This is a genomic window from Enterobacter cloacae complex sp. 394I7 (assembly GCF_057320345.1).
This window is the reverse complement of sequence record NZ_JBXWCR010000002.1, coordinates 331253-354173: the sequence shown is the minus strand read 5'-3', so window position 1 is coordinate 354173 and position 22921 is coordinate 331253. Positions and strand designations below refer to the sequence as shown.

The 22921-nt window shown below is 54.8% G+C and carries 17 protein-coding genes; 4 read left to right on the top strand and 13 right to left on the bottom strand.

The annotated features are described in order from the left end of the window. Positions 1–326 precede the first annotated feature (326 nt). Positions 327–1436: an SDR family oxidoreductase gene (locus tag AC2FAP_RS12730; RefSeq protein WP_020883806.1), complete on the top strand. Its 1110-nt coding sequence runs from the start codon at positions 327–329 to the stop codon at positions 1434–1436. A 51-nt stretch (positions 1437–1487) separates the two neighbouring features. On the opposite strand, the gene eno is transcribed toward AC2FAP_RS12730, so the two are convergent. The 5 genes from eno to rlmD form a co-directional block, all read right to left on the bottom strand. Beyond that, complete coding sequence (gene eno / locus AC2FAP_RS12725; protein WP_014885045.1) at positions 1488–2786, bottom strand: phosphopyruvate hydratase; 1299 nt, start codon at positions 2784–2786, stop codon at positions 1488–1490. An 82-nt stretch (positions 2787–2868) separates the two neighbouring features. Continuing rightward, complete coding sequence (gene pyrG / locus AC2FAP_RS12720; RefSeq protein ID WP_014171412.1) at positions 2869–4506, bottom strand: glutamine hydrolyzing CTP synthase; 1638 nt, start codon at positions 4504–4506, stop codon at positions 2869–2871. 223 nt (positions 4507–4729) lie between these two features. Continuing rightward, positions 4730–5521 (bottom strand): nucleoside triphosphate pyrophosphohydrolase, encoded by a 792-nt coding sequence (gene mazG, locus AC2FAP_RS12715; protein WP_020883805.1) that lies wholly within the window; start codon positions 5519–5521, stop codon positions 4730–4732. Between the two features lie 69 nt (positions 5522–5590). Then, the gene (gene relA, locus AC2FAP_RS12710) at positions 5591–7822 is read right to left on the bottom strand and encodes a GTP diphosphokinase (RefSeq protein ID WP_014171414.1); all 2232 of its coding nucleotides are present in this window, start codon (positions 7820–7822) and stop codon (positions 5591–5593) included. Positions 7823–7873: 51 nt separating this feature from the next. Next, on the bottom strand, positions 7874–9172 hold the full coding sequence (gene rlmD, locus AC2FAP_RS12705) for a 23S rRNA (uracil(1939)-C(5))-methyltransferase RlmD (RefSeq protein WP_182268841.1): 1299 nt from the start codon (positions 9170–9172) through the stop codon (positions 7874–7876). A 57-nt stretch (positions 9173–9229) separates the two neighbouring features. On the opposite strand from rlmD, the gene barA reads away from it, so the two are divergent. Then, positions 9230–11989 carry a two-component sensor histidine kinase BarA gene (gene barA, locus AC2FAP_RS12700; RefSeq protein ID WP_449541296.1) on the top strand — a complete coding sequence of 920 codons (2760 nt, stop codon included), beginning with the start codon at positions 9230–9232 and terminating at the stop codon, positions 11987–11989. A 46-nt stretch (positions 11990–12035) separates the two neighbouring features. Here barA and AC2FAP_RS12695 read toward each other — a convergent pair whose 3' ends face one another. The 8 genes from AC2FAP_RS12695 to syd all read right to left on the bottom strand — a co-directional run bounded on the left by AC2FAP_RS12695 (position 12036) and on the right by syd (position 20432). Next, the gene (locus tag AC2FAP_RS12695; protein ID WP_025203356.1) at positions 12036–13181 is read right to left on the bottom strand and encodes a glycerate kinase; all 1146 of its coding nucleotides are present in this window, start codon (positions 13179–13181) and stop codon (positions 12036–12038) included. A 77-nt stretch (positions 13182–13258) separates the two neighbouring features. Next, positions 13259–14596, bottom strand: coding sequence for a glucarate dehydratase (gudD, locus tag AC2FAP_RS12690; protein WP_252069826.1), 1338 nt, complete (start codon positions 14594–14596; stop codon positions 13259–13261). A gap of 15 nt (positions 14597–14611) precedes the next feature. After that, positions 14612–15952 (bottom strand): enolase C-terminal domain-like protein, encoded by a 1341-nt coding sequence (locus AC2FAP_RS12685; protein ID WP_025203355.1) that lies wholly within the window; start codon positions 15950–15952, stop codon positions 14612–14614. Further along, complete coding sequence (locus AC2FAP_RS12680; RefSeq protein WP_020883799.1) at positions 15952–17307, bottom strand: MFS transporter; 1356 nt, start codon at positions 17305–17307, stop codon at positions 15952–15954. Before AC2FAP_RS12680 ends, AC2FAP_RS12685 begins: the two co-directional genes overlap by 1 nt. Before the next feature lie 372 nt (positions 17308–17679). Then, positions 17680–18129: a flavodoxin gene (locus AC2FAP_RS12675; protein ID WP_014171421.1), complete on the bottom strand. Its 450-nt coding sequence runs from the start codon at positions 18127–18129 to the stop codon at positions 17680–17682. 15 nt (positions 18130–18144) lie between these two features. After that, a complete protein-coding gene (gene truC, locus AC2FAP_RS12670) occupies positions 18145–18930 on the bottom strand; it encodes a tRNA pseudouridine(65) synthase TruC (RefSeq protein WP_047366611.1) in 786 nt (261 codons plus the stop codon). Beyond that, entirely contained in the window at positions 18927–19256 is a 330-nt protein-coding gene (locus AC2FAP_RS12665) for a YqcC family protein (protein WP_020883797.1), read from the bottom strand. Before AC2FAP_RS12665 ends, truC begins: the two co-directional genes overlap by 4 nt. A gap of 630 nt (positions 19257–19886) precedes the next feature. Further along, complete coding sequence (gene syd / locus AC2FAP_RS12660; protein ID WP_040018897.1) at positions 19887–20432, bottom strand: SecY-interacting protein; 546 nt, start codon at positions 20430–20432, stop codon at positions 19887–19889. Between the two features lie 69 nt (positions 20433–20501). Between syd and queF the strand changes: the two genes are divergently transcribed. Both queF and ppnN read left to right on the top strand, forming a co-directional pair. Further along, entirely contained in the window at positions 20502–21344 is an 843-nt protein-coding gene (gene queF, locus AC2FAP_RS12655; RefSeq protein ID WP_032680380.1) for an NADPH-dependent 7-cyano-7-deazaguanine reductase QueF, read from the top strand. Between the two features lie 116 nt (positions 21345–21460). Further along, the gene (ppnN, locus tag AC2FAP_RS12650) at positions 21461–22825 is read left to right on the top strand and encodes a nucleotide 5'-monophosphate nucleosidase PpnN (RefSeq protein ID WP_014171428.1); all 1365 of its coding nucleotides are present in this window, start codon (positions 21461–21463) and stop codon (positions 22823–22825) included. Positions 22826–22921 lie beyond the last annotated feature (96 nt).

The window sequence follows — 22921 nt, the reverse complement described above, 5'->3', positions numbered from 1 at the left end:
GAGTTCGTTATTTTAAGTGTACTTAAGCATCCGTTAAATTATTTACCGCATCAATGAATGATGTTACAAAGTATTTTTATAATTACATTTTGACTTAATATTCCCACGACACAGGAAGCACATTAATAATATATAAATCAGTAATTTAAAATAAATATCTTTATAAATTGAATTTTCTTCCCTCCTGCAATGTCCAATCTCACCCCCTGAATTCCTTACCTTAAAATAAGCTTAAGAAACGGTAAGGCTGCCCATTTTTTTATTTAAACGCCGTTTACTTTCGCCCGCCTACAATCCGCCTCATCAATCATAATGAGACGGTATCAATGAAAACCTTACTGATTACAGGCGTGACCGGATTTCTGGGTGGTGCAGTACTTGAAAAAATCCTGACCGGCGAAAGCGCCGTAAATTTACTTCTGCTTGCGCGCGCCAGTGACCCGCAAGGTGGGCTGGCGCGAGTGCAGGAGAATATGCGTAAGTTCAACGTGCCTGAGCATGCACTGGCCTCGCTGAGCGTGGAGAATATCCTCATTGGTGATCTCAGCCAGCCGGAAGCCTTCCTGAACGATCCGCGCCTTGAACAGGTGACGCATGTCGTTAACTGCGCGGCCGTCGCGTCATTTGGCAACAACCCGCTTATCTGGAAGGTGAACGTCGAGGGAACCCTGGCGCTGGCGCGCCGCATGGAACGGGTGTCGACCCTACAGCGCTTCCTGCACGTTGGCACGGCGATGTCCTGCACGCCGGAGCAGGATTCGCTGGTCGCCGAAAGTGCAGAATTCAGAGAGAACGCCGAGCATCTGGTGGAATATACCTATTCGAAATCCACCATTGAACAGCTGATGCGCCAGCACTGTCCTGACCTGCCGCTGCTCATCGCCCGCCCGTCTATCGTCGTCGGCCATACCCGTCACGGCTGCACACCTTCAAGCAGTATTTTCTGGGTCTTTAGCATGGGGTTAATGCTGCAAAAATTCATGTGTTCGATGGAAGACAAAATCGATGTCGTTCCGGTGGACTATTGTGCCGACGCGCTGTTAATGCTGCTTACCAGTAATGCACGTTCAGGGGAAGTGGTACATATTTCTGCCGGGGAAGAGAACAGCGTTCGCTTTGCTGATATTGATAAGGCAATGGCGCAGGCGCTGGAGAAAGCCCCTGTCGGAGATCGATACGCCCAGGTGAGTTACGAAACGCTGGTCAGAATGCGCCGCGAACTGAAGGATATTTTTGGGCCGTGCAACGAGCGCCTGATGCTGAAAGCAATGCGTTTATACGGTGCTTTTGCCACACTCAACGTGCGCTTCAGCAATGATAAGCTGCTTAGCATGGGCATGCCTAAGCCACCCCGCTTTACGGACTATATTGCCCGCTGCGTGCAAACCACTCAGGGGCTGACCATTCCGGAACAAATGGCGGTCGATTTTAAATAGCCTAAAAAATGCCAGTCTTGCGACTGGCATTTTCATTTTAAGGCTTAGCGATTATGCCTGGCCTTTGATCTCTTTACGACCGTTGTATGGTGCTTTTTCGCCCAGTGCTTCTTCGATACGAATCAGCTGGTTGTATTTAGCAACACGGTCAGAACGGCTCATAGAACCGGTCTTGATCTGGCCAGCCGCGGTACCAACAGCCAGGTCAGCGATGGTAGCGTCTTCAGTTTCGCCAGAACGGTGAGAGATAACAGCGGTGTAGCCAGCGTCTTTCGCCATTTTGATCGCAGCCAGCGTTTCGGTCAGAGAACCGATCTGGTTGAATTTGATCAGGATGGAGTTAACGATGCCTTTCTCGATGCCTTCTTTCAGGATCTTGGTGTTGGTCACGAACAGGTCGTCACCCACCAGCTGGATTTTGTCGCCCAGTACTTTAGTCTGGTATGCGAAGCCATCCCAGTCAGATTCGTCCAGACCGTCTTCGATAGAAACGATTGGGTACTGTTTGGTCAGGTCTTCCAGGAAGTGAGTGAACTCTTCAGAGGTGAACGCTTTGTTGCCTTCGCCAGCCAGAACGTATTTACCGTCTTTGTAGAATTCAGACGCTGCACAGTCCATCGCCAGAGTGATGTCTTTGCCCAGCTCGTAGCCTGCTGCTTTAACCGCTTCAGCGATAACAGCCAGTGCTTCTGCGTTAGAACCCAGGTTTGGCGCATAGCCACCTTCGTCACCAACAGCAGTGTTCATACCTTTAGCTTTCAGAACTTTAGCCAGGTTGTGGAACACTTCAGAACCCATACGTACTGCTTCTTTCAGGGATTTCGCGCCAACTGGCTGAATCATAAATTCCTGAATATCAACGTTGTTGTCTGCGTGCTCACCACCGTTGATGATGTTCATCATCGGTACAGGCATGGAGTATTTGCCTGGAGTGCCGTTCAGTTCAGCGATGTGTTCGAACAGTGGCATACCTTTAGCAGCCGCTGCAGCTTTGGCGTTCGCCAGGGAAACAGCCAGGATTGCGTTAGCACCGAAGTTAGATTTGTTTTCAGTACCGTCCAGATCGATCATGATCTTGTCGATGCCAGCCTGGTCTTTAGCGTCTTTGCCAATGATTGCCTGAGCAATAGGGCCGTTTACGGCGCCAACAGCTTTCAGTACGCCTTTGCCCATGAAACGGGATTTGTCGCCATCGCGCAGTTCCAGCGCTTCGCGGGAACCAGTAGAAGCACCTGACGGAGCAGCTGCCATACCGACGAAACCACCTTCCAGGTGAACTTCGGCTTCAACGGTCGGGTTACCACGGGAGTCGATGATTTCACGACCGATGACTTTAACGATTTTGGACATTAGATTTTCCTCAGTACAAGTTAAACTAAAACTCCAGACAAACAACGCGTACCAGAGGTACGCGTTGCCGTTCTAACTTTTTTTACTTCGCCTGACGCTTCTGGTAATCGCTGGCGGCTTTCACAAAGCCTGCAAACAGCGGATGCCCGTCACGTGGCGTTGAAGTAAATTCCGGGTGGAACTGGCAGGCGACAAACCACGGATGGTTTGGCACTTCGATGATCTCGACTAACTGATCATCCCCGGAGCGGCCCGCAACACGCAGACCCGCAGCTTCAATTTGTTTCAACAACATGTTGTTGACTTCATAGCGGTGACGATGACGTTCGGTGATAACCGGCTCGCCATACAGCTTGCGAACGACGCTATCGTCGGACAGCTGGCAGGCCTGTGCGCCAAGACGCATCGTGCCACCCAGGTCGCTCTTCTCGGTACGGACTTCGACGTTACCTTCTTCGTCGCGCCATTCAGTGATAAGCGCCACGACAGGGTACTTACAGTCTGGCACAAATTCCGTAGAGTTCGCGTTTTCCATTCCCGCTACGTTGCGCGCAAATTCGATCAGCGCAACCTGCATACCCAGGCAGATACCGAGGTATGGAATATTGTTTTCACGCGCATAGCGTGCGGTGGCGATCTTGCCTTCTACACCACGGTAGCCGAAGCCGCCAGGGATAAGGATCGCATCCAGATCTTTCAGAATTTCAACGCCACGCGTTTCAACATCCTGCGAATCAATCAGCTTGATGTTAACGGAGACGCGGTTCTTCAGACCACCGTGTTTCAGCGCTTCGATAACTGACTTATAGGCATCTGGCAGTTCAATGTACTTGCCAACCATGCCGATAGTCACTTCGCCAGCCGGATTCGCTTCTTCGTAAATAACCTGTTCCCATTCAGACAGGTTAGCTTCCGGACAGTTCAAGCTGAATCGTTTACAAATATAATCGTCCAGGCCCTGTGATTTCAACAGGCCCGGGATTTTATAAATGGAATCGACATCTTTCATTGAAATAACGGCTTTTTCCGGCACGTTACAGAACAATGCAATTTTCGCGCGTTCGTTCGCCGGAACCGCGCGATCGGAACGGCAAACCAGGATGTCTGGCTGAATACCGATGGAGAGCAACTCTTTAACGGAGTGCTGAGTAGGTTTGGTTTTCACTTCACCTGCGGCTGCCATGTAAGGCACCAGCGTCAGGTGCATGAACAGCGCGTTTTCACGGCCAATATCAACCGCCAGCTGACGAATCGCTTCCAGGAATGGCAGGGATTCGATATCACCCACGGTACCGCCGATTTCAACCAGCACCACGTCGTGGCCTTCGCCGCCCGCAATAATGCGTTCTTTGATAGCGTTAGTGATGTGTGGGATAACCTGAACGGTAGCACCAAGATAATCACCACGGCGCTCTTTACGCAGAACGTCGGAGTAGATGCGGCCTGTCGTGAAGTTGTTACGACGGGTCATTTTAGTGCGGATGAAACGCTCGTAGTGGCCAAGATCCAGATCGGTTTCAGCGCCGTCTTCAGTAACGAACACTTCCCCGTGTTGGATTGGACTCATGGTGCCCGGATCGACGTTGATGTACGGATCCAGTTTCATCATGGTCACATTGAGGCCACGGGCTTCAAGAATGGCTGCGAGGGAGGCTGCGGCAATGCCTTTACCCAGAGAGGATACGACCCCGCCGGTCACAAAAATATAGTTCGTTGTCATGCTGAACCTGAGAAGTTAGGGTGAAACGATGGAATAACCAGGACGGGAAAGTAGTATACCCGAACACGGCGAGCGCCACAAACTTTCATTCTCCGTCTCCTGTTCAGCCAATGACAAACATAAGGAGTGAGAAAATAGCCCCTTTTGGGTAAATGTTTTTGACGCAAATCAAGCGCTTGTCATTTAAAAAATCACACAAATTGCGCTTGATCGCAAAATTTCGTTAGAGATCAGTTTCCTGGCGTTTTACTTCTTGCCAGACTTCTTCCATCGCATCGAGGTCAATTCCGCTCATTTCCAGGCCGCGCGAGGCCACAATCCGCTCAACTTCGCGAAAGCGTCGTTCGAACTTAATGTTGGCTTTTTGCAGGGCGGTTTCCGCTTTTACACCCAGATGGCGAGAAAGGTTGACGGTCGCGAACAGCAAATCGCCCATCTCTTCTTCAAGCTTTGCTTCATCTACCACGGCCTGTTGCGCTTCGTGCATCACTTCGTCGATCTCTTCATGCACTTTTTCCAGCACCGGGCCAAGAGACGTCCAGTCAAAGCCAACCGCGGAGCAGCGTTTCTGAATTTTATGCGCCCGCATCAGCGCAGGCAGGTTCAGGGGAATGTCATCCAGTGCCGAGTGCTGGGATTTCTCCGCGCGCTCGGCGCTTTTAATCTGTTCCCAGCGCGCCAGCACTTCCGCGCTATCACCTGCGGTGGCATCGCTAAAGATATGCGGATGACGGCGTTCCAGTTTGTCGCTGATGGCAGCGCAGATGTCCTCGAAGTTAAAACGCCCCTCTTCCTGCGCCATTTGCGCATAGAACACCACCTGGAACAGCAGGTCACCCAGTTCGCCACGCAGGTCGTCAAAATCCTCGCGTGAAATGGCGTCAAGCACTTCATAGGTCTCTTCGAGGGTGTACGGGGCGATGGTGGCGAAAGTCTGCTCTTTGTCCCACGGGCAGCCGTTTTCCGGATCGCGCAGGCGTTTCATGATGCCAAGCAGGCGGTCGATTTGGGTCATAATTCTGTCCTGATTAAAAATAAATGCCGGGTAAAGGCTACGCCTTACCCGGCTTACAGAAAGGTGGGCTTACCCGCCGTGCAGACGACGTGCGTCAATCACATCCGGGACCTGGTTCAGTTTGCCAAGCACGCGGCCCAGCACCTGCAGGTTGTATATTTCGATGGTCATATCGATGGTGGCAAGCTGCTCGCGCGTATCGCTGCGGCTGGCCACGCCCAGCACGTTGACCTTTTCGTTCGCGAGAATGGTCGTAATATCACGCAGCAGGCCGCTACGGTCGTTTGCGGTGACGCGAACCACCAGCGAGTACCCCGCCGAGTAGCTCTCGCCCCAGACCGCTTCCACAATACGTTCCGGTGCATGCGACTGCAGCTCAGCAAGCTGGTCGCAGTCTGAACGGTGAATGGAAATCCCGCGTCCCTGAGTGATAAAGCCAACGATATCATCACCCGGGATTGGCTGGCAGCAGCGGGCAATGTGGTGCATCAGATTACCCACCCCTTCCACCACAACGCGGCCATTGTCTTTGCTGCGCTGTTGTGGCGCATAGGTTTTCTGCTGCAGCTGCTTCAGCGCCGCCGCATCCTGCTCCGCCGCGCTTGGCTTGTTGAACTGCGCCTGCAGGAAGTTCACCATCTGATTAAGACGGATATCACCGCCGCCAATCGCCGCCAGCAGCTCATCCAGCTCGTTGAAGTTGTAGCGCGGCAGCAGGAATTTCTCGGCCTCTTTCAGGCTTATGCCGATATGTTCCAGCTCGTCGTCGAGGATCTGGCGACCGGCAAGAATGTTCTTGTCACGATCCTGCTTACGGAACCAGGCGTGAATTTTTGAGCGCCCGCGGCTGGTGGTAACATAGCCCAGGTTCGGGTTAAGCCAGTCACGGCTCGGGTTAGGCTGCTTCTGCGTGATGATTTCAATCTGGTCGCCCATCTGCAGCTGATAGGTAAACGGTACGATACGCCCGCCGATTTTCGCCCCGATGCAGCGGTGCCCCACATCACTGTGGATGTGATAGGCAAAGTCCAGCGGCGTGGAGCCTGCTGGCAGGTCGACCACGTCACCTTTCGGCGTAAAGACGTAGACCCGGTCGTCAAAGACCTGGCTTCGCACTTCATCCAGCATTTCGCCGGAATCCGCCATCTCTTCCTGCCACGCAATCAGCTTACGCAGCCAGGCAATGCGGTCTTCATGACCAGAGCGCACGCCACCTGACGTCCCCTCTTTGTATTTCCAGTGCGCCGCGACGCCAAGCTCAGCGTCCTCGTGCATCTGTTTGGTACGAATTTGAATCTCGACCGTTTTGCCGCCAGGCCCCAGCACCACGGTATGAATAGACTGATAACCGTTAGGTTTCGGGTTCGCGACATAGTCATCGAACTCATCTGGCAGATGGCGGAAGTGAGTATGTACTATCCCTAACGCGGCGTAGCAATCCTGCAGACGCTCCGCAACGATGCGCACGGCGCGCACGTCAAACAGCTCATCAAAGGCGAGATGTTTCTTCTGCATTTTGCGCCAGATGCTGTAGATGTGCTTGGGTCGACCATAGACTTCAGCCCGCACATTCTCTTCTTTCATCGACTGGCGCAATCCGCTGACGAACTCCTCAATATAGTGCTCGCGGTCAATGCGGCGCTCGTGCAGGAGTTTTGCAATCCGCTTATATTCTGCCGGGTGAAGGTAACGGAAGCAGTAATCCTCCAACTCCCATTTCAGTTGACCAATCCCTAAGCGGTTCGCCAGCGGTGCATAGATGTTCGTACACTCTTTCGCGGCCAGTACGCGCTCGTCTTCCGGCGCATCTTTTACTTCGCGCAGGTGGGCAACGCGTTCAGCGAGCTTGATGACCACGCAGCGGAAATCGTCCACCATGGCCAGCAGCATCCGGCGAACGTTATCAACTTGCTCAGAGGAGACGGAATCGGTATGTGCGGCTTTGAGCTGGCGGATTGCCGCCATATCCCGTACGCCGTGGATCAACGCCACGACGGATTGCCCGACGCTGTCGCGCAGCACGTCTTCAGTGACGACATCCGCATCGGCAAGAGGGAACAAAAGCGCGGCCTGCAGCGTTTCGATATCCATGTTCAGCATGGATAAGATTTCAACCATCTCCACGCCGCGCCACAATAACAGTTCGGCGTCAGGATGCCCCAGAGTGGTGCGCTGACAGTAGGCCCAGGTTTCGGTTAAGCGTTCACACGACTGCTGGCTGGAAATCCCCAGACTTGCTATCCATTTTTGTGGGTCAAACTCCCCAGCTTTATTAAGATGTGCACTTCTTACCGCAACCATTGTCCTCTCCTTTAGGGACCAGGGCCTGTCGAAGTCGACAAGCCAAACTAATTAGATGTGCTCAAACAACACCATCGATTCCAGATGCCCAGTGTGCGGGAACATGTCCAGCATTGCCAGACGCTGAATCTGGTAACCCGCACGGATTAATGCCTCACTGTCTCGGGCAAGCGTTGCCGGGTTACAGGAAACATAGACCACGCGCCTGGGCGCGAGTTTAATTATATGTTGCATTACACCCGGCGCACCTGCGCGCGCCGGGTCGAGAAGAATTTTGTCAAACCCCTGCGTCGCCCACGGCTGCTGTGTCACATCTTCCTCAAGATTTTGGTGAAAGAATGTCACATTTTGCAAGCCGTTCTGTCGTGCGTTCTCCTGCCCTTTAGCCACCAGCGCCTCAACGCCTTCGACGCCCACAACGCTTGCCGCCTGCCGGGCCAAAGGCAGCGTGAAATTGCCCATTCCGCAGAACAGGTCAAGTACCCGATCGCTCTTCTGCACATCGAGCCACATCAGCGCTTTCTCAATCATTTGCTGATTGACGCCATCATTTACCTGAATGAAATCGCGCGGACTGAACGTTAAGCGTAGCCCGTTTGACGCATACCAGGGCGCTTCACCTGTCAGTTGCTCAAGTATCTCGCTTTGGGGGGCAAGGAAAAGCGCCAGCTCGTGGGAATGCGAAAAGCGTTCCAGTTTTTCGCGATCTTTTTTCGACAGCGGCGCGGTGTGGCGCAGCACCATCAGCGGGCCATTGTTGGCCATGACCAGTTCGACGTGCCCGAGGTGACGAACGCCGTCCAGTCCGCAGAGGCAGGCGTGCACGTCAGGAAGCAATGCCTCAAGACGGGGCACCAAAATGGGGCACTGCCTGATATCGACGATATCGCTGGAGCTGGCTTTGCGAAACCCCATCTCCAGCCGCTCAGTTTTTGGCTGATAGCTCAGGCTCAAACGCGCGCGACGACGATAGCCCCAGGGCTGGTCGGCGATGATCTCGTTGACGTCGTGCTTAAGCAGGCGGGCCAGGGCGCTGCTTTTACTTTTTTGCTGTAATTCTGTGCTGACATGCTGTTGCTGGCAGCCACCACAGACGCCAAAATGCGGGCAGCGAGGCTTCACGCGGTCCGGGCTATCGTTATGACGCTGCTTAACCTGCCCGCGTGCAAACTGGCGTTTATCTTCCGTCAGCGTAATTTCTGCTCGTTCTGTTGGCAGTAAACCTGTTATAAACAGTGTCTTACCATTGTGACGCGCAACCCCCTGGCCAAAGGGATCGAGGTCAGTGGCTTCAACAGTTATGATCTGACGCGTCGTCACGCGTCGCTTTGCAGAGTAGAATTGCGCCATCGCCGAGATTTTTCTCACATAAACATAATTATCCTAATTGTCCCATAACGGAACGCCATGACCAACTACAGCCTGCGCGCGCGCATGATGATTTTGATCCTCGCCCCCACCGTTCTCATCGGTTTGCTGCTGAGTATCTTTTTTGTGGTGCACCGCTATAACGATTTGCAGCGGCAACTGGAAGATGCCGGTGCCAGCATTATCGAACCGCTGGCCGTCTCCAGTGAGTATGGGATGAACCTGCAAAACCGCGAATCGATAGGTCAGTTAATCAGCGTGCTGCACCGCCGTCATTCGGATATCGTGCGTGCCATCTCCGTTTACGACGAGCATAACCGCCTCTTTGTCACCTCGAATTTTCATCTGGATCCAGCGGCCCTGAAAATTCCTGACGGTACGCCCTTTCCGCGCCACCTCACCGTGCTGCGCCGCGGCGATATCATGATCCTGCGCACCCCGATTATTTCGGAAAGCTATTCACCCGATGAATCCGCCCAGTCTGACGCCAAATCCAGCGACAATATGCTCGGATATGTGGCGCTGGAGCTGGATCTCAAGTCGGTGCGTCTGCAGCAGTACAAAGAAATTTTCATCTCCGGCGTTATGATGCTGTTCTGTATCGGGATTGCACTTATCTTCGGCTGGCGCCTGATGCGTGACGTGACGGGGCCCATTCGCAACATGGTTAACACCGTCGACCGCATTCGCCGGGGCCAGCTCGACAGCCGGGTGGAAGGGTTTATGCTGGGCGAGCTCGATATGCTCAAAAACGGCATTAACTCGATGGCGATGTCGCTGGCAGCGTATCACGAAGAGATGCAGCACAACGTCGACCAGGCGACCTCTGACCTGCGCGAAACCCTGGAGCAGATGGAGATTCAGAACGTTGAGCTGGATCTGGCGAAAAAACGCGCGCAGGAAGCCGCACGTATCAAATCCGAGTTCCTCGCGAATATGTCCCACGAGCTGCGTACGCCGCTCAATGGCGTGATTGGCTTTACCCGTCTGACGCTAAAAAGCGAGCTGAACCCAACCCAGCGCGATCATCTGCACACCATTGAGCGCTCGGCCAACAACCTGCTGGCGATCATCAACGACGTGCTGGACTTCTCCAAGCTGGAAGCCGGCAAGCTGATCCTGGAGAGCATCCCGTTCCCGCTGCGCAGCACGCTCGATGAAGTGGTGACGCTGCTCGCACACTCGTCGCACGATAAAGGCCTGGAGCTGACGCTCAACATTAAAAATGACGTGCCGGACAACGTCATTGGCGACCCGCTGCGCCTGCAGCAGGTGATTACAAACCTTGTCGGTAACGCCATCAAATTCACCGAAAGCGGCAACATTGATATTCTGGTGGAAAAGCGCTCCATCAGTAATAACAAGGTTCAGATTGAAGTTCAGATCCGCGATACCGGAATCGGTATTCCGGAGCGGGATCAGTCCCGTCTGTTCCAGGCGTTTCGTCAGGCCGATGCAAGTATTTCCAGACGTCATGGCGGCACGGGGCTGGGTCTGGTTATCACACAGAAACTGGTTAAGGAGATGGGGGGAGATATCTCTTTCCACAGCCAATCAAACCGGGGCTCCACGTTCTGGTTCCATATCAATCTGGACCTTAACCCGAACGTGCTGACCGACGGTCCGGTAACCAATTGCCTGAAAGGAATGCGCCTTGCCTACGTTGAGCCGAACGCCGCAGCGGCGCAGTGTACGCTTGATATCTTAAGCACCACGCCGCTGGAGGTGATCTACAGCCCTACCTTCTCAGCGCTTGCCGTGGAGCATTACGACATCCTGCTGTTGGGGGTCCCGGTCACCTTTACCGGCGAGCTCACCATGCAACAGGAACGGCTGGCGAAAGCCGCATCGATGACCGACTACCTGCTGCTGGCCCTGCCGTGTCATGCCCAGATCAATGCAGAAGAGTTAAAAAATGACGGGGCCGCCGCCTGCCTGCTTAAGCCACTTACCGCGACCCGCCTGCTGCCAGCACTGACGGAATACTGTCGTCTGAGCCAGCACGCTCTGCCGCTGATTGACGATGAGCAAAAATTGCCGATGAGCGTAATGGCGGTGGATGATAATCCGGCCAACCTGAAGCTGATTGGCGTGTTGCTTGAAGATCAGGTTCAGCACGTAGAGCTGTGTACCAGCGGTGCGCAGGCGGTTGAGCATGCGAAACAGATGCAGTTCGATTTAATTCTGATGGATATTCAGATGCCCGGCATGGATGGCATTCGTGCCTGCGAGCTGATCCGTCAGCTCCCGCATCAGCAGCAAACGCCGGTGATTGCGGTCACCGCCCACGCGATGGCCGGTCAGAAAGAGAAGCTGCTGAGCGCCGGAATGAATGATTATCTGGCCAAACCTATCGACGAAGAGAAGCTGCACAGCCTGCTGTTACGCTATAAGCCGGGGCATATCGGCGGAACGTACACGGTATCGTCCGAACCGGTGGAAATCAGCGTCAATCAAAACGCCACCTTTGACTGGCAGCTTGCGCTGCGCCAGGCGGCGGGTAAGCCTGATTTGGCCCGCGATATGCTGCAAATGCTGGTCGCGTTTCTGCCGGAAATTCGTAATAAGGTCGAAGAGCAGCTGGTGGGTGAAAACCCGGAAGATCTGCTGGAAGCCATTCATAAGCTGCACGGTAGCTGCGGCTACAGCGGTGTGCCGCGGCTGAAGAATCTCTGCCAGCTGCTGGAGCAACAGCTTCGCGCGGGCACGCCGGAAACAGAGCTTGAACCGGAATTTCTGGAGCTGCTGGATGAGATGGATAATGTGACGCGGGAAGCCATGAAGGTGTTAGGTAACTAGCGTTGCCCTCTCCCGCCGGGAGAGGGCAAACAGGATTGCCCGCCGTTCAGAGCCTGAACGCCTGCCCCACTTTCAGCACTGCAGCGATATTGCGTGCGGCCATCCGCACATTGTCGCTGGCATTTTCCAGCGCGTCCTCCAGCGAACAGATGGTATAAATCACGCTGAATACCGCGTCGATGCCGTGATTATGTACCACCCCGACATCCGCCGTCAGGCTACCCGCAATACCGATGACCGGTTTATTAAAGCGTTTAGCCACCTTCGCGACGCCCACCGGCACTTTGCCGTGGATCGTCTGACTGTCGATGCGCCCTTCTCCCGTAATCACCAGATCGGCGTTAGCCACCTGTTCTGCCAGATGCAGCGCATCGGTGACAATCTCAATCCCCTGACGAAGCTGCGCACCGCAGAAAGCGTAGAGTGCCGCCCCCATCCCACCCGCCGCACCGCCGCCGGCAAGGTTGATGACGTCGATATCCAGATCCCGGGCAATGACCTGCGCGTAATGCGCCAGGGCGTTATCCAGGGTCACAATCATCTCCGGCGTGGCGCCTTTTTGCGGGCCAAAGACCGCGGATGCCCCTTCGTCTCCGGTGAGCGGATTAGTGACGTCACAGGCGACTTCAATCCGGCACTCCGCCAGACGGTTATCCAACCCGCTCAGGTCGATACGGGCCAGTTTTGCCAGTTCGCCGCCCCCCTGTCCAAGGGGCTGCTCGTTGGTATCCAGCAGCTTTACCCCCAGTGCCTGCACCATGCCGGCACCGCCGTCATTGGTGGCACTGCCGCCAATACCAATAATAATATGCTTAACGCCCGCATCCAGCGCGTGCCGGATAAGCTCGCCGGTCCCCCAGGAGGTGGTAAGAAGGGGATTGCGTTGCGAAGGCGCGACCAGCTCCAGACCGCTTGCCGCCGCCATTTCAATAAACGCGCTCTGTTCGTCACCGGAGATGCCATAGAACCCGTCCACAGGCTCACCCAGCGGGCCTGAGACAGAGGCATGGACAATGCGCCCCTGCGTCGCCGCCACCATAGCTTCTACGGTACCTTCTCCACCATCGGCGACCGGCAATTTCACAAAGTCAGCCGCGGGGAAAATCTCGCGAAAACCCTGCTCAATCGCGGTGGCTACCTCAAGGGCACTCAGGCTTTCCTTATACGAATCCGGTGCGATAACAATCTTCATAAGCCATCCTTACGCATAGTCATTACGTTAAGCATACACCACGTAAACGACCGCTCATGGGAGCGGTCCCAATGCGTTTATCGTACCATGCACGGGCGTTTATTGTCGAATTTCCAGTCAGGTATCAAATATTGCATGGCCATCGCATCATCGCGTGCCCCAAGACCATGTTTTTGATACAGCTCGTGGGCTTTCATCACCTGATCCATATCCAGCTCAATGCCCAGACCCGGCGTGGTTGGCACCTGCACCATGCCTTCTTTGATCTCAAACGGCTCTCTGGTCAGACGCTGATTACCTTCCTGCCAGATCCAGTGAGTATCGATAGCGGTGATCGTGCCCGGTGCAGCAGCGGCCACGTGGGTGAACATCGCCAGCGAGACATCAAAGTGGTTATTGGAGTGCGAGCCCCAGGTCAGGCCAAATTCATGACACATCTGTGCCACACGCACCGACCCCTGCATCGTCCAGAAGTGGGGGTCTGCCAGCGGAATATCGACAGACTGTAACGACAGGGTGTGCCCCATCTGACGCCAGTCAGTGGCAATCATATTGGTCGCGGTGGGTAAACCGGTGGCGCGACGGAATTCCGCCATCACTTCACGGCCCGAGAAGCCCTGCTCAGCCCCGCACGGATCTTCCGCGTACGCCAGCACGCCTTTCAGTTGTTTACCAATGCGGATAGCTTCATCCAGAGACCAGGCACCGTTCGGGTCGAGCGTGACGCGCGCCTGCGGGAAACGTTTTGCCAGTGCGGTAATGGCTTCCGCCTCCTGTTCACCCGCAAGCACGCCGCCCTTAAGTTTGAAATCGTTGAAGCCATATTTTTCGTACGCGGCTTCCGCCAGGCGCACCACCGCATCCGGGGTCATCGCTTCTTCGTGGCGGAGTCGGTACCAGTCACATTGTTCATCCGCCTGGTTCTGGTACGGCAGCGGCGTCAGCGTGCGGTCGCCAACGAAGAACAGATAGCCCAGCATTTCCACTTCACTGCGCTGCTGGCCTTCGCCCAGCAGCGACGCAACGTTAACGCCCAGGTGTTGGCCCAGCAGATCCAGCATCGCGGCTTCGATACCGGTGACCACGTGAATGGTGGTTCGCAGGTCGAAGGTTTGCAGACCACGACCGCCGGCATCACGGTCAGCGAAGGTGCTCCGCACGGTATTGAGGATATTTTTATATTCGCCCAGCGTTTTTCCCACCACCAGCGGAGCGGCCTCTTCCAGCGTTTTGCGGATCTTCTCACCACCGGGGATTTCACCCACGCCGGTATGCCCGGAGTTATCGTTGATAATGACAATATTGCGGGTGAAAAACGGCGCATGCGCTCCGCTCAGGTTCATCAACATGCTGTCATGGCCGGCGACCGGAATGATCTGCATGGCAGTGACTACAGGGGTAGTAAAAGTACTCATCGTTCAATCCTTTTATCAGTGACGTCCAAAAACAGGGCGCTTACGATCAAATGTCCAGCCGGGGATCAGGTACTGCATCGGCCCCGCGTCGTTACGCGCGCCGCCTGGCAGTTTTTTATACGCCTCATGCGCGTGATGAACCTGATCCCAGTCAAGCTCAACGCCCAGCCCCGGTGCATCTGGTACGGCAATCTTGCCATTTTTGATTACCAGCGGTTCTTTCGTCAGGCGGGCTTCTCCCTCCTGCCAAATCCAGTGGGTATCAATGGCGGTCGGGTTGCCCGGAGCCGCCGCGCCAACGTGCGTAAACATCGCCAGCGAAATGTCGAAATGGTTGTTGGAGTGACAACCCCAGGTCAGTCCCCAGTCGTCGCAGAGCTGTGCGACGCGAACGGCACCTGAGAGTGTCCAGAAATGCGGGTCCGCCAGCGGAATATCGACCGCGTTCAGCATCACCGCGTGGCCCATTTCACGCCAGTTGGTGGCGATCATATTGGTGGCCACCGGTAGACCAGTGGCACGCCGGAATTCCGCCATCACTTCACGACCGGAGAAGCCCTGCTCGGCCCCGCACGGATCCTCCGCGTAGGTCAACACGTCGTCCAGCCCTTTGCATAAGGCAATGGCCTCATCCAGCAGCCATGCACCGTTCGGATCCACCGTGATGCGCGCATCCGGGAAGCGTTTTTTGAGCGCGCGGGCAGTTTCAATCTCCTGCTCGCCGGGCAATACGCCGCCTTTCAGCTTGAAATCTTTAAATCCGTAGCGATCCTGCGCGGCTTCCGCCAGCCGAACCACCGCCTCACCGGAAAGTGCCTCCTGGTGACGCAGGTGATACCACTCATGGTCGCCAGGGGAATGCGCCAGATAAGGCAGGTCGGTTTTGTTGCGATCGCCAACATAAAACAGATAACCGAGCACCGTCACCGCGTCGCGCTGTTTTCCTGGCCCCAGCAGTTCGCAGACCGGAACCTTCAGCGCCTTACCCAGTAAATCAAGCAGCGCAGCCTCCAGCGCGGCGACAGCGTTGACGCGCAGTTCGAACGTCCAGGCGCCTTTGCCGAACGTGTCAAAGTCTGCCGACTGATTGCCCTTGTGCACCCGCTGCACCACGTTATTGAGGCGAGCTACCTCTTTCCCGACGACCAGCGGAATGGCGTCTACCAGCGTCTGGTGGATAACCTCGCCACCCGGCGCTTCCCCAACGCCGGTGTGGCCCGCGGAGTCCGTCAGCACCACGATATTACGGGTAAACCAGGCGTTATGTGCGCCACCGATGTTGAGCAGCATACTGTCCTGTCCGGCCACCGGTATGACCTTCATGTCGGTAATCACCGGGCTTGATTGAGTCGTCATCAGCCGCGCTCCACTACAGGTTTAAGTTCCACGCGCTTGATATCACCCACCAGAACCAGGTAGCTCAGGACCGCCACCAGCGCGTGTACGCCAACGTAAATCAGCGCGCCGTTGAAGGAGCCGGTGGTTCCCACGATGTAGCCGATGGCAATGGGGGTCACAATCCCGGAGATGTTGCCAAACATATTGAACAGTCCACCGCTCAGGCCGCTGATCTCTTTCGGTGCGGTATCCGCCATGACCGCCCAGCCGAGGGCACCGATCCCTTTACCGAAGAAGGCCATCGCCATAAAGCCAATAATCATCCACTCAGCGCTAACGTAGTTACAGAACACCATGGTCATGGAGAGCAGCATACCGAGCACAATCGGCGTTTTACGCGCGATATTCAAAGAGCCTGTACGACGCATCAGCCAGTCGGAAATCACGCCCCCCAGCACGCCCCCTACAAAACCGCAGATAGCCGGGACTGACGCCACAAAGCCCGCTTTCAGGATCGACATCCCGCGCGCCTGCACCAGGTAAACCGGGAACCAGGTGATGAAGAAGTAAGTTAAGGCGTTAATGCAATACTGGCCCAGATAGATGCCGATCATCATGCGCGAGCCGACGAGCTGTTTGATCTGCGCCCATTTCTGGCTGAACGGCACTTTTGCTTTTGCCGATTTCTGATCCATGTTGATCAGCGCCCCGCCTTCAGCAATGTATTCCAGCTCTTTTTTATTCACGCCGGGATGCTGGTTCGGTTCGTGGATCACTTTCAGCCAGACGAAGCTAATGATGATCCCAAGCCCACCCATAAAGAAGAAGACATGTGACCAGCCCACTTCATGCGTCAGCCAGCCCATAATGGGTGCAAAGATCACCGTCGCAAAGTATTGCGCAGAGTTAAAAATTGCCACCGCCGTTCCCCTCTCCTGCGCCGGGAACCACGCCGCCACAATACGGCTGTTACCGGGGAAGGAAGGTGCTTCGGCTAAGCCCACCAGGAAGCGCAGGGTGAAGAGCGCAACGATGATGCCAAATCCGTTGAACACATCGACGAAGCCCTGCAACAGGGTAAATGCCGACCAGATGAAGATGGACCAGAAATAGACGCGTTTGGAGCCAAAACGATCAAGCAGCCAGCCGCCAGGAATTTGGCCTATAACGTAGGCCCATGAAAATGCGGAGAAAACGTAGCCCATGCCAACCGGATCAAGACCGATGTCTTTTGCCATTTCAGAACCGGCAATCGACAGCGTGGCACGGTCACCATAGTTAAAGGATGTGACGATAAACAGCATCACCACTATCCAGTAGCGCGCATTTGTGCGCTTCTCAGCGCTGCTCGCCGCGTGGCTTAATGTACTCATTGTTGCACTCCTGAATCCAGGCTCTCGCCAGTTCATTCTGTACAGCACCGGTAGGGTAACCAGAATGAGGGTTAGTATTTGGCAGTTTTGGTACGGCTTGATGCCGTTTTATAGTGCGCACTGCCTTTTTGATGACTGACCGGAAAAGTATAGGGAGAAGTGCCTCTGTCCCTCACCGTGCATGAACACAACATTGAGGGGTCAATGAGAAGTTGTTTGGGGCATAAGCCCAAAGCAGTGGAAGGTAGTTCACGGAATTCGCCGGAAGGCGGGAGAAAAGCAAAACGGTAACCGACGTTACCGTTTTGTGTTTGCGCTCGCGCCACGTGGGCGCGGGGGCCCGGGTATGCGAAGGGCTGCCCGGCCAGAGGGTTATTTAAGCAGCGTGGCCCAGTGTTCAACCCACGGGTTCGATTCACTCTCTGGCTCAGGGTGTTCACCGGCATCAATCAGCAGCATTTCACCGACGCGTTGCGCGCTCTGTTCCTGCAAAAGCGCATCGAACTGCTTACCGCCACCACAGAAATTGGCGTAAGAACTGTCGCCCAGAGCAATGATGCCGTAGTGAACATCTGGCTGATAGCCAAGCTGATCCTTGATTGCCTGGAAAAGCGGCACGATGCTGTCCGGCAGATCGCCCTGCCCGGTAGTGGAGGTAACCACCAGAATGTATTTATCTTTGTACTTTTCCCAGTCTGCCAGTTCCGGGTCTTCATAGACCGTGGCTTTATGGCCCTGACCTGCGAGTATCGCCTCAGCCTCTTCTGCTACCAGCAGCGAGTTGCCGTACATTGTGCCGACAAAAATGCCCACTTCAGCCATGATGTATTTCCTTGATTATTGCGCTTGCTGTTCATCCTGAACGTTGCCCGATACAAACTCAACCCTTTCATTTTCGGGGAGTTGCCCCAGCCAGCCAAACTGTGACAGGGCCTGCATCCAGACGTTATCCAGCCCCGCATAGAGAGTCAGCGGTTCGCCGGTAAACGGGTGCGTCAGGCTCAGTTCACTGGCATGCAGCATCAGGCGGTCGCAGCCAAAATGTTCGGCAGCACTGCGGTTCTGGCGCAAATCGCCGTGCTTGCTGTCACCGATAATCGGATGACGCAGATGTTTCAGATGACGGCGGAGCTGGTGTTTGCGCCCGGTTTTGGGCAACAGCTCAACCAGACTGTAGCGGGTGGTCGGAAACTTGCTGGTTGCCACCGGCATTTCCGTGGTGGCCATGCCGCGGTAATCCGTCACGGCAGGCTGCGGGCCTTTGTCATCGCGGGCAAATTTATCGGCAATTTTGTCCAGCTCTTCCACCAGCGGATAATCGAGCGTGGCGCTCTCCGTCAGCCAGCCACGAACGATCGCGTGGTAGCGTTTCTGGATCTGGTGCTGTTCAAACTGCTGCGACAGCAGGCGGCCCGCTTCGCTGGAAAGCCCCATCAGCAACACACCGGAGGTTGGCCTGTCGAGACGATGAGCCGTAAAGACGTGCTGACCAATCTGGTCGCGCACGGTTTGCATCACCACCACTTTTTCATCGCGGTCCAGCCAGCTTCGGTGCACCAGCCAGCCAGACGGTTTGTTTACCGCGACCAGCCACTCATCCTGATAGAGGATCTCAAGCGTCATGCATCTTCACCGACAAACACAGCATCCAGCTTTTCCAGCTCAATCAGCATGACATCGCGCGCAGGGTGGGTCGCGTCCAGCGCCATTTCATAATAAGGCGCAACAGCGAACGCCTGCGGCAGCGGGTGGCCGCCGTCGAGCAGCGCGTGCATGCGCGGAATTAATACCCACTGGAGCCATTCGAACGGTGCCAGCGTATCCAGACAGAACGGCTGAGTGCTTGCGAAGGCTTCTGGCTGCGGCGCGGTCTCCTGCCACAGCTGATGTTGGCGCAATAATGCCTCGATGGCGTGCAACCGGGCACGAACGCTATCGTGTTGCGTCATAGTAACCTCAACTGAAAAAGTGAACGGCGCGCAGCATAGCATTGCAGGAGGCAGAAATAAAAAAAGGGAGCACTGTAAAAACAGTGCTCCCGGTTCGTTCCGCAGCAATCCAGCTACAATTCGTGCTCCCTGCTCATCCGTGACAACTTTTCCTGAAGCCCGAAGGCCTGGTCATCCTTCACCTTATGCATCCTGCTCACATCGTCCTGATGTGTTTGTTTCATCCTGAAACGTCCTGGCCATCCTGACCCACCGACCATCCTGACCGGCTCTCATTCTCCCTTCCTGGAGGTGTCCCTTACGCATCCTGCGCGATCCTTTTGCTTCATCCTGAAGCCTTCCTGCAGCGTCATCCTGACGTGTTCCTGGTGAGAAACGCCATCATCCTGATGTTCGTTTCTCGTGTCGGCATCCTGTCGACACAACTAGAATCCGCTATTCTGCTTCGTCTTACAACCCATGCTGGCAGCGCTGTAAGCCGTCCCGTGCCCCCCTGGACGCGGCGATAGCTCATTAACATATTGAAAAATAGAGTAATGTTAATCTTAATTAAATAAGGCAATACTGAATGATCCAGCGATCTCTCACAACTCTGTAAGAGATCTCTCACACGTGCGATAGCATCGTGGATTACAGAAGTGGCTCAAGTCGGGTGAGGAATTCCGCAAGTGAGGGGGCGAGAGTCTCGCGATTGCGGGTACCGATGGTCTCTTTAACCACTTCACCAGACAGGTTGCAGACTGAGATAACGTCCAGTTCACTGTCCAGCGTGGCAATAAAGAGCGTCGGAGAAAGCTTAAGGCGTTTTTGCGTGACCAGATGACCAATCAGGTTTTCCTGAACACGCTGCAGATCGTCTTCACTCCAGGTCTGCAACAGCGTCAGCGTGATATCAGCAAATCGCGCAGGCATATCCCCTGCAAATTGCGTGGTATAAAACGCGTGAACCGCTGGTTGTACCACAATGTCCATTGCCCGTTCAACCGCATTTACATTTTGCTCACCCGTCGGGGATTGCGGTTGCCAGATAACGTAATCATCCGGAGAAGAGATAATACATGGCGAAGGTACACCATATAAGTCAGTGCTTTGCGGCCAAGTGCCGTGCGTTTCATGCCATGCATCGCAATAGCGGGTCGTGAAGGCAGTGAGGGCATTTGCAGTTTCGATGTCCACCGATTTCTCTCTTCTTGTAAGACAGGATAAACTCAGCCCATAAGTGTACCTGTAAAGTGACTATGAAACATGTCTTACGAAAATCATCAGGCGTTAACGGGCTTAACGCTGGGTAAATCGACCGATTACCGCGACACCTACGATGCAAGCCTGCTGCAGGGCGTACCGCGCAGTCTGAATCGCGATCCTCTGGGCCTGCGCGCTGACGCGCTGCCGTTTGTTGGCGGTGATATCTGGACGCTCTACGAGCTTTCCTGGCTCAACGCCCGCGGTCTGCCGCAGGTCGCAGTGGGCCATGTTGAACTGGATTATGCCAGCCAGAACCTGGTGGAATCCAAAAGCTTTAAGCTCTATCTCAACAGCTTTAACCAGACCAAATTCGACAGTCAGGAAGAGGTTCAGCATACCCTGGAGCGGGATTTAAGCGCCTGCGCACAGGGCAAGGTGAGCGTGTCACTCTATCGTCTGAATGAGCTGGAAGGGCAGCCTGTTGCCCACTTCAACGGCACCTGCATCGACGATCAGGATATCGCAGTGGATAATTACGAATTCAGTACCGATTACCTCGAAAATGCGGCAAGCGGAAAGATCGTTGAAGAGACGCTGGTAAGTCATTTACTGAAATCCAACTGCCTGATCACCCATCAGCCGGACTGGGGCTCCGTGCAGATCCAGTATCGCGGTCCGAAGATTGACCGGGAAAAACTGCTGCGCTACCTGGTGTCGTTCCGACATCACAACGAATTCCACGAGCAGTGCGTGGAGCGCATCTTTAATGATATTCAGCGTTTCTGTCATCCCGAAACGTTAAGCGTTTATGCGCGCTACACCCGCCGTGGTGGTCTGGATATCAATCCATGGCGCACCAACACGGACTTTGTGCCTGCCACCGGCCGTCTTGTACGCCAGTAACCTAAATATTTTCGCAATATGCGCGGTCTATTCCGCGCTTTAGGTTGTGAAACGTCGTAAGCCAGGGCTATTGTAATCAACAGGGAAAGACGATAATCGTCCCGTAAGGAGCTCACTTGATTACACATATTAGCCCTCTTGGCTCAATGGATATGTTGTCGCAGCTGGAAGTGGACATGCTTAAACGCACGGCCAGCAGCGATCTTTATCAATTGTTTCGTAACTGTTCACTTGCCGTACTGAACTCCGGAAGCCTGACCGACAACAGTAAAGAGCTGCTGTCCCGCTTCGAAAGCTTTGATATCAACGTGCTGCGCCGCGAGCGTGGCGTGAAACTTGAAGTGATCAACCCGCCGGAAGAGGCCTTTGTGGACGGGCGCATCATTCGCTCCCTTCAGGCCAACCTGTTTGCCGTGCTGCGTGACATCCTGTTTGTTAACGGGCAGATCCACAACGCAGGCCGCTTCCAGCATCTCGACCTGGAAAGCTCGGTACATATCACCAATCTGGTGTTCTCCATTTTACGTAACGCCCGCGCCCTGCATGTGGGCGAAGCCCCTAATATGGTCGTCTGCTGGGGTGGTCACTCGATTAACGAAACCGAATATCTCTATGCCCGTCGGGTGGGTAACCAACTCGGCCTGCGTGAGCTGAATATCTGTACCGGCTGTGGTCCCGGGGCGATGGAAGCGCCAATGAAAGGCGCGGCAGTGGGACACGCTCAGCAGCGTTACAAAGAAGGGCGCTTTATCGGCATGACCGAGCCGTCGATCATCGCCGCTGAGCCACCTAACCCGCTGGTTAACGAACTGATTATTATGCCGGATATCGAGAAACGCCTTGAGGCGTTTGTCCGTATCGCCCACGGGATAATCATCTTCCCGGGCGGCGTGGGAACCGCAGAAGAGCTGCTCTACCTGCTGGGTATTCTGATGAACCCGGCTAACAAAGATCAGGTTCTGCCGTTGATCCTGACCGGGCCGAAAGAGAGCGCTGACTACTTCCGCGTACTGGACGAGTTTATCGTGCATACGCTGGGGGAAACCGCGCGTCGTCACTATCGCATCATCATTGACGATGCGGCAGAAGTGGCGCGTCAGATGAAAAAAGCGATGCCGCTGGTAAAAGAGAACCGTCGCGACACCGGAGATGCCTACAGCTTTAACTGGTCAATCCGCATCGCGCCGGACCTGCAGATCCCGTTCGAACCCTCGCACGAAAACATGGCCAACCTGAAACTGTACCCGGACCAGCCGGTAGAAGTCCTGGCTGCCGACCTGCGACGCGCCTTCTCCGGCATCGTGGCGGGTAACGTGAAAGAGATGGGTATCCGTGCTATCGAGAAGTATGGTCCGTATAAGATCCATGGCGATCGCGAAATGATGCGCCGCATGGATGACATGCTGCAGGGCTTTGTTGCCCAGCACCGCATGAAGCTACCCGGGTCAGCGTACATTCCTTGCTACGAAATCTGCACGTAACATTTTCACTCTCCTGATAAAAGCCGGGTCACGATGTTGTGGGGCCCGGCTTTTTTATTACCGAAACAACTCATAGATATTGCTTATACCTTTTAC